This window comes from Leifsonia sp. KNZ12-8B (assembly GCF_056755495.1).
This window is the reverse complement of record NZ_JBPGXM010000163.1, coordinates 1-7,304: the sequence shown is the minus strand read 5'-3', so window position 1 is coordinate 7,304 and position 7,304 is coordinate 1. Positions and strand designations below refer to the sequence as shown.

Below are 7,304 nucleotides of genomic sequence, written 5' to 3'. Positions count from 1 at the left end.
GGGCCACGCCTCGAGCCGGCCCCGACGCCCCCGCCTCTCATCCCTGGGCGGGGCCGTCTTCTCGCGTGCGTGCGTCTGCTCGCGCGCGTCGGGCTTCTCTCGCGCGTCCGACCTCTCACGCGCGCGCGCGTTCTCGCGCGGGCCGCCATCCCTTCCTGAGTTGTGCGCGCCTCCACTCGGCGTGTTGCGGGCAGAACTCCGGAAGCGACGGCGACGGGGCGGCGGGGGAGCCGCGGCGCAGGGAGGGGGCTGGTGCGGGCGCGCTCAGCGGCGGCGGGAGGCGGCCATCCAGCCCGCACCGATGGCGAGGCCCAGCACGCAGAGCGCGGCGCCGACGCCCCACAGCGGCACGCTGCCGGAGCCGTGCGGCACGATCAGGCCGACCACGAACAGCACGGCGCCGACGTTGAGCAGCACGGCCGCGATCCAGCCGAGGGTCCTGCGCAGCGCCGCGTTCATCCGGGCAATCGTAGCCCGGTGGGTCCGCGCCGACGCGCTGGAGGAGGCGCCTCGCCCCGTGGGCGACGTCGCCATGATCGTTCAGCGAAGCCCGTCACCCTGGACCGGCCGCGAGCCGGACGCTCACGACTCCCCCTGGTTGCCGGTCGGCGCGGTGTCGGCGTCGAGCGCCTCGTTGATGATGGAGGCGACCAGCGACTTCCAGTCCGACCCCTCGTGCAGGGTGTCGACGTAGCCGGGCAGCACCGCGCCGAACACCGGTTCGTGCTCCTCGCCCTCGGCCGAGATGCGCACCAGCGTGCCGAGCTCGGCGTGGGACTCGTCGAGCACCACCCACCGGCCGGGGGACTTCTTCTCCACGTGGAAGATGCGGTCGCGGTACGGATACCGCACGCTGGACATCTCGAGCTCGCTGGCGGGCATTGCTGGTCCTTCCTCGTCGCGCGTGATCATGGTCAGGGCCCGATCGCGTTCCGGCCCGATCGCACTCCGGCCCGATCGCACTCCGGCCCGATCGCATCCGGCCCGGTCACGGTCTGGCCGGTCACGGTCCTGGCCGGTCACGGTCCTGGCTCGCATCCAACGCCGACGCCGCGGCGTTGGCAAGACCCGCCTTACAGCAGGCCGTCGAGCCGGGCCAGCAGGTCGCGCGGGTCGTCGAACACGTCGACCGCTCCGGCGTCGATCAGCTCCGACGGTCCGACGCCGCCGGAGAGCACGCCGGCCCCGCGGATGTGCGCGCGGGAGGCGGCGGTGAGGTCCCACACCGAGTCGCCGATCATGAGGGCGTCCGACGGGCCGACACCCGCCCGGTCGAGCGCGACCTCCAGGATGCCGGGGTCCGGCTTCGCGGCGTCGACGTCGTCGGCGGTCGTGTACGCGTGGATGGCGTCGTCGGCGTCGATCGTCGCCCGCAGCAGCTCGAACTCGTCACCCGGCGCCGAGGTCGCGAGCACCACCTTCAGCCCGCGGCCGGCGATCGCCCGGAGCAGGTCCGCGGCGCCGTCGAAGGCGCGCAGCCGGCCGGACTGCTCCTTGTAGTACTGCGAGTGCAGGTCCTTCGCGCGCTCCTGCCACTCCTCGTCGCGTGGGCCGACCACCGTCGCGAGCAGCCGGGCCGAGTCCATCCCGATGGCCCGGTGGATGCGCCAGGCATCGGTCGGCTCGCCCAGCTCGGCGAGGGCGCGCTGCCACGCGTCGATGTGCAGGTAGTTGGAGTCGACGAGCGTGCCGTCGATGTCGAAGAGCACTGCGGAGGCGGTCATGCTCCACAGGTACCACCCCTTGCGCCGGGCCGGGATGGGGTGCACCGTTCCCCGCATGGCTGACACGACCTCCTCGTATCCCGAACTCACCGACCCCCGCACCGCCATCGTCACGGGCTCCGACTCCGGCATCGGCCGGGCCGCCGCGGTCGCGCTGGCGAAGGCCGGGATGGACGTCGGCATCACCTGGCACTCCGACGAGGACGGCGCGAAGGAGACCGCGCGGCTCGTCGAGCAGGAGGGCCGCAGAGCCGTCATCACGCAGCTCGACACCACCGACGCCCCCGCCTGCGGCGACGTCGTCGACCAGCTGGCGGACGACCTCGGCGGCTGCGACGTCTTCGTCAACAACGCGGGCCTCAACGGCGGAACGCCGTTCTTCGAGACCGACTGGGAGACGTGGCGCACGACCGTCGCGGGCGACCTCGACGGCGCCTTCGTCTGCATCCAGCGCATGGCGCGCCGGATGGTCGACGCCGGCCGCGGCGGCCGCATCATCGGCGTCACCAGCGTGCACGAGCACCAGCCGCGGGTCGGGTCGGCAGCCTACGACGCGGCGAAGCACGGCCTCGGCGGACTGCTCAAGACGCTCGCGCTGGAACTCGGCGAGTACGGCATCACGAGCAACGCGGTCGCGCCGGGCGAGATCTCCACCCCCATGAACGACGCGGAGGATGTGGACCCGCACGAGCAGCACCGCCCCGGGATCCCGCTGGGCCGCCCGGGCGACGCGCGCGAAGTCGCCGCGGTGATCGCCTTCCTCGCGTCGCCCGCGGCGTCGTACATCACCGGCGCCTCCCTCGTCGTGGACGGTGGGATGCTGCAGATGGGCCCGCAGGCGGGCTCGCACCTCACCTCGGACGCCTGGCGCCGCCTCTGACGCAGACCGCGCGTCCGCGCCCCCTCGCGGCCGCATGTCCCGGCCCCACACGCCGCGCCCGGTGGCAACCGGCGAGTACGCGCAAAGTCTGCGTACTCGGCGGTTTTCGGGCTGCTTTTTGCGTACTCGACAGCCCGCGTCAGTTGAAGATCGCCCACTCCGATCGGTTGAGGCGGGCGCGCTGTCCGTCGATGACGAGGTACCAGGCGTCCTCGTCGCGGTGGAGGTACTCGGCGAGAATGGTCTTGTACTTCCATTCTCCGTTCACCTGGTTCCAGCGGATCAGCGAGATCAGCTGGCCTTGGCGGAGGTACGGCACGGCGACGAAGTCGTCGTGGGCTTGCGGTTCTGAGCGGCCACCGTGGCGCCCCGTCCTTGGAGTGCTCATGTCCGAATGGTAACTCTCGCGAAGTCATACCGGAACAGTTGAAATGAAATAGATCAAGTGTCATGAGAATCGCTCGGCAGGCCCCGCGATGACGCGAGAGGGAGCCGCCAAACGGTGAGCGCGCGTCCGTCGAGGTGGGTGCCGGACCGGTCGGGCACGAACCCGCACCGCTCGGCGACCGCCTCGCTCGCCTCGTTGCCCACGAGGGTACTGAGCCAGAGCACGTGCTCGCCCTGGCCGGTGAGCCACGCGGCGAGGGTCCGCACCGCGCCGGTGGCGAGGCCGCGCCCGCGCCCTTCGGGCTTCAGCGCGTAGAACACCTCGAAACCGGCCTCGGACCGCCCGAATCCGGCCGTGCCGTGAGCGACGCGCCCCTCCTCGATCACATAACGGATGCCGCTCCCGGCCTCCGCCGCGGCGACGTTGCGCTCGGCGCGGAGGCGCGCGCCGTACTCATCGAGATCGGCGGGGTACATGGTGCGTGGAGGGATGTCCGGCACCCGCGCGAGCGCGAGCTCGACCTCCCAGTCGTCCGCCTCGAGCCGCCGCAGCACGACGCCGGGATGCCCGGCAACCTCCATCCGCTCGGGAAACGCGTCCATGCCGCCACCCTGCCACCGCTCGCCGCACCGCGCGAGCGGTGGAAGGCCCGGCCCACTTGCGGCGCCGGCCCACCTGCCGGCGCGGCCCCGGCCCGCCAGCCGCTAACCCGGCCGTCCACTCGCCCCGACCATGGCCAGCCCCGCCGCTGACCCGGGCCCACCCGCCGCCGAGCACAGGAAAGGTGTCGCCAGATGCCGGGGTCCACGACATCTTTCCTGTGCTCGACCTTCCTGTGCCTGAACCTCCTGTGCCTGACCTTCCCGCGCTCGGCGGCTGCCGCCGGGCTACACCGTCACGAGGGAGGCCACCGGTGCGATGGTGCGCGTCCGCGCCGACTCGTACGCGCCGAGGATGATGCCGAGCACCTCGATGCCCTCCTTCTCGGTGTGGAGGGGACGCGTGCCGTCGAGGATGCTGCGGGCGAAGTGCTCGATCTCGGCGCCGAACTCGTGGACCGGCTCCAGCTCGAGCGTCGTCGCCTCCGCGTCGCCGCGCCGGCGGTAGCTGAGGGTCGTGCCGTCGCTGGTGAGGCTGCCGAGCTCGCCGACCGCCGAGAACCGCTCGGTGCCGTCGGCCGGCTGGTAGGCCCAGCTGGTGACGATCGTCCCGATCACCCCGTTGTCGAAGCGGACCAGCACGGTGGCGGAGTCCTCGCCCTCCATGAAGGTCAGGCGGTGCGTCGCCAGCATGGCCGTGACCTCCACCGGGGAGCCGCCCGCGAGGTGCAGCAGGAGGTAGGTCGGGTGGTAGCCGGTGTCGATCAGCTCGCCGCCGCCGCTGGTCGCGGCGTGCGCGCGCCAGCCCATGTTGGAGGGGTCGAAGTCGTTGAAGAACGAGTCGGTCGTGCGCACCTCGTAGACACGGCCGAGCACGCCCGACTCGATGAGCTCCTTCGCCTTGGCGACGGCCGGGAGGAACAGCTGGTTGTGGGCGCACATGAGGGTGACGCCTGCCTCCTGGACCGCCGCAGACACCTCGGCCGCCTCGTCGGGGGAGAGGCAGAGCGGCTTCTCGCACAGGATGTGCTTGCCCGCGCGGGCGGCGGCGACGATGGCGTCTTTGTGGAGGTGGTGCGGCAGACAGATGTCGACGGCGTCGATGTCGGCCTCGGCCAGCATGGTCGCGTAGTCGGCGAAAATCTGCGCGCCGGAGTCGCCGGCTCGCTGCTCGGCGTTCTCGCGGACCGGGTCGGCCACGGCGGCGAAGGTCACCGTCTCGGGGTTGCGGAGGTAGCCCGCGACGTGGGCGCCGGCGATGCCGCCTGCGCCGATGAGGCCGATGCGGACCTTCCGCGAGGTGGTGCTGTGGGTGGTGGTCATGTCGGTGCTCCTGACGTGTGTGTGATCATCCTCGGCGGACCGGAAGCCGCCGGGCAGAGGTGATGTGAATCTGTGGAGAAGGGGCGCTTGCGCACGCTCTGTGAAGGGGTTCGGGCGCTCTGGTGACGTCCGCGGGACACCGATACAAAAGGAGTGTCCCGCGAAGCACCTGGCCGAGCGGGCGAAAGGGGGAAGAGATGGATCCGTTTCAGCGCACCGGCAACGCCGAGGGCGCGCCCGACCAGGCGACGGCGCGCCCGGCCTCCGCGGAGGCGTTCGAGGCGACCACGGTCCGGGTGAGCGCGACGGCGTGCTGCAGGTTGTCGTCGGCCGTCGTGCCGTCGTGGATGTGCTGCACCCACTGCGCGAAGGCGTCCGGCCTACGGTCCGGCAGCGGGATCTCCTGCCATTCGTCGCCGAACTCGCCGCCCTTGGCGAGCAGGCGCTCGCCGCCGAAGCCGAACATCAGCGACGCGCGCGTCCCGCGCAGCTCCACCGTGAAGGCGCCGGGCGTCGTGACGACGCTCGCCTCGAAGACGCCCAGGCGGCCGCCCGGGAACTCGGCCGTCACGACGGCGTTGTCCTCGACACGGTGGTCCGTCACGCTTCCGTAGCTCGCCGAGATCGTCAGCGGTTCGGCGCGGTGGAACAGCCGGGTGAGGTAGGCCGGGTGGCAGCCGAGGTCGGTCAGGGCGCCGCCGATGGCCTCCACCGGGTCGGCGAACCGCTCGGGCAGCCAGCCGGCGACCCAGCCGTCGTGCGCCAGGCGGACCCGCGAGTAGGTGAGCTCGCCGAGCGTGCCCTCGTCGAGGACGCGCTCGATCGCGACGGTGTAGGCGTCGTAGAGCCGTGGGAGCGAGACGACGAGCGCGACGCCGGCACCGGAGGCGCGGGCGACGAGATCCTCCGCCTCGTCCACCGTCGGGGCGAGCAGCTTCTCGGTGAAGACGTGCTTGCCCGCGGCGATGGCGCGGGAGATGACATCGTGGTGGACGTTTGTCGAGGTGGTGATGGTCACGCCGTCGAGCTCCGGGCGGGCGAGGAGCTCGTCGAGGTCGGCGACGAACTCCACGCCGAACTCCTCGGCGGCCGCGCGGCCACGCTCCTCGTCGTCGTCCCAGACGGCGACGAGTGCCGTGTCGGGGTGCTGCTGGGCGGCGCGCGCGTAGTCTCCCGCGTGCACATGCCAGAAGCCGATCGCTGCCACTGCGAGTGGATGGGACATGCCTGTGAAGGCCTCCTTGCCTGGTGTGCGGTGCGCGCGAACACGTCACTCTAACTTCTGCTCCTCATCCGGCGGAAGTGCCTGCACGAAAATTGTGGGATCGATTGCAGCTTTGGCAGGATCGACCCGTGCGAGCATCGACGACGATCACCCTGGACGGCCATGACTGGACCCTCCGCGAAGCCCTCGGCGACACGGCCGATTGGTATCTCGGGGCGCCCCTCCCGGACGCCGGCAACAACGTCGCGGAGGCGTCGGCGGCCATCGCTGCAGCGCCGGGCTGGCTCCCCGCGCGCGTCCCGGGGAGCGTGATCGATGACCTCCATCGCGCCGGGGAGGTGCCCGATCCGCGCGTCGGCCGTGACAGTCGCGCGAGCGAATGGGTGGCCGAGCGCTCATGGGTGTACCGCCGCGCCGTGGAGGTTCCTCCCGGGCTGGACGGGCAGGCCGCTCTCCTCGAGTTCGACGGCATCGACCCCGGCGCCGACATCTACTGGGACGGCGTGCTCGTCGGCTCGGTCGACGGACTCTACCGGCAGGGCCGTTTCGCCCTGACAACCGACCAGACCGCGCCAGGACGCCACAAGCTGGCGCTGCGCGTGCGCCCGGCCCCGGCCTCCGAGCCGCAGGTCGGCCGCACCGAGCGGGTCCGCATCCACGCGCCGCGCCTCGGCTACGGCTGGGACTTCAGTCCCCGACTGCGCCACCAGGGCATCTGGCGCAGCGCCCGCCTGCGCCTCGGCGACGCCCTGCTGCGGGAGGTGTCGGTGCGGTCGTGGGTGGAGGCGGCACGTGGGGCGGGCGTGGACGCGGGCGTTGGCGTGGACGTCGATGCGGGTGCCGATGGGGAGCCCGCCGCCGCCAAGAGCACCGGGTTCGCGGGCGTCGATGCGGGCGCTGAGGTGGATCGCATCGCCGCCGAGAGCACTGGGTTCGTGGGCGTCGATGCGAGCGGAGGCGCGGAGCGCGCTGCCGCCGGGCGGACCGGGTTCTTGGACGTCGATGCGGGCGCCGATGGGGAGCGCGCCGCCGCCGAGCAAACCTGGTTCGCGGGCGCCGACATGGATCGCATCGCCGCCGAGCGCACCGGCATCGCGGGCATCGTGGAGGTGCGCTGGGCTACTCCGCTCACCGCATCCACCGCCGCCCCCGTCTCCGCCCCTAC

The 7,304-nt window shown here is 72.1% G+C and carries 9 protein-coding genes; 2 read left to right on the top strand and 7 right to left on the bottom strand.

Translation table 11 applies throughout. From position 1 onward, the window contains the following. Window positions 1–264: 264 nt before the first annotated feature. The 3 genes from ACR9ZG_RS17145 to ACR9ZG_RS17135 form a co-directional block, all read right to left on the bottom strand. Window positions 265–459 (bottom strand): hypothetical protein, encoded by a 195-nt coding sequence (locus ACR9ZG_RS17145; RefSeq protein WP_481286054.1) that lies wholly within the window; start codon window positions 457–459, stop codon window positions 265–267. Between the two features lie 123 nt (window positions 460–582). Further along, entirely contained in the window at window positions 583–882 is a 300-nt protein-coding gene (locus ACR9ZG_RS17140; RefSeq protein WP_481286053.1) for a hypothetical protein, read from the bottom strand. Between the two features lie 191 nt (window positions 883–1,073). Beyond that, entirely contained in the window at window positions 1,074–1,781 is a 708-nt protein-coding gene (locus tag ACR9ZG_RS17135; RefSeq protein WP_481286055.1) for an HAD family hydrolase, read from the bottom strand. Here ACR9ZG_RS17135 and ACR9ZG_RS17130 point away from each other — a divergent pair. Beyond that, the gene (locus ACR9ZG_RS17130) at window positions 1,780–2,604 is read left to right on the top strand and encodes an SDR family oxidoreductase (protein WP_481286052.1); all 825 of its coding nucleotides are present in this window, start codon (window positions 1,780–1,782) and stop codon (window positions 2,602–2,604) included. The two genes, ACR9ZG_RS17135 and ACR9ZG_RS17130, sit on opposite strands and share 2 nt — an antisense overlap. A gap of 139 nt (window positions 2,605–2,743) precedes the next feature. Here the strand turns inward: ACR9ZG_RS17130 and ACR9ZG_RS17125 are convergent, their stop codons facing one another. The 4 genes from ACR9ZG_RS17125 to ACR9ZG_RS17110 form a co-directional block, all read right to left on the bottom strand. Continuing rightward, on the bottom strand, window positions 2,744–2,992 hold the full coding sequence (locus ACR9ZG_RS17125; protein ID WP_481286051.1) for a hypothetical protein: 249 nt from the start codon (window positions 2,990–2,992) through the stop codon (window positions 2,744–2,746). Window positions 2,993–3,045: 53 nt separating this feature from the next. Continuing rightward, window positions 3,046–3,594: a GNAT family N-acetyltransferase gene (locus tag ACR9ZG_RS17120; RefSeq protein ID WP_481286050.1), complete on the bottom strand. Its 549-nt coding sequence runs from the start codon at window positions 3,592–3,594 to the stop codon at window positions 3,046–3,048. 285 nt (window positions 3,595–3,879) lie between these two features. Next, entirely contained in the window at window positions 3,880–4,914 is a 1,035-nt protein-coding gene (locus tag ACR9ZG_RS17115; RefSeq protein WP_481286049.1) for a Gfo/Idh/MocA family protein, read from the bottom strand. A gap of 208 nt (window positions 4,915–5,122) precedes the next feature. After that, window positions 5,123–6,139, bottom strand: coding sequence for a Gfo/Idh/MocA family protein (locus tag ACR9ZG_RS17110; RefSeq protein WP_481286048.1), 1,017 nt, complete (start codon window positions 6,137–6,139; stop codon window positions 5,123–5,125). 128 nt (window positions 6,140–6,267) lie between these two features. Here ACR9ZG_RS17110 and ACR9ZG_RS17105 point away from each other — a divergent pair. Beyond that, the coding region (locus tag ACR9ZG_RS17105; protein WP_481286047.1) for a glycosyl hydrolase 2 galactose-binding domain-containing protein at window positions 6,268–7,304 on the top strand (1,037 nt) is incomplete at its 3' end.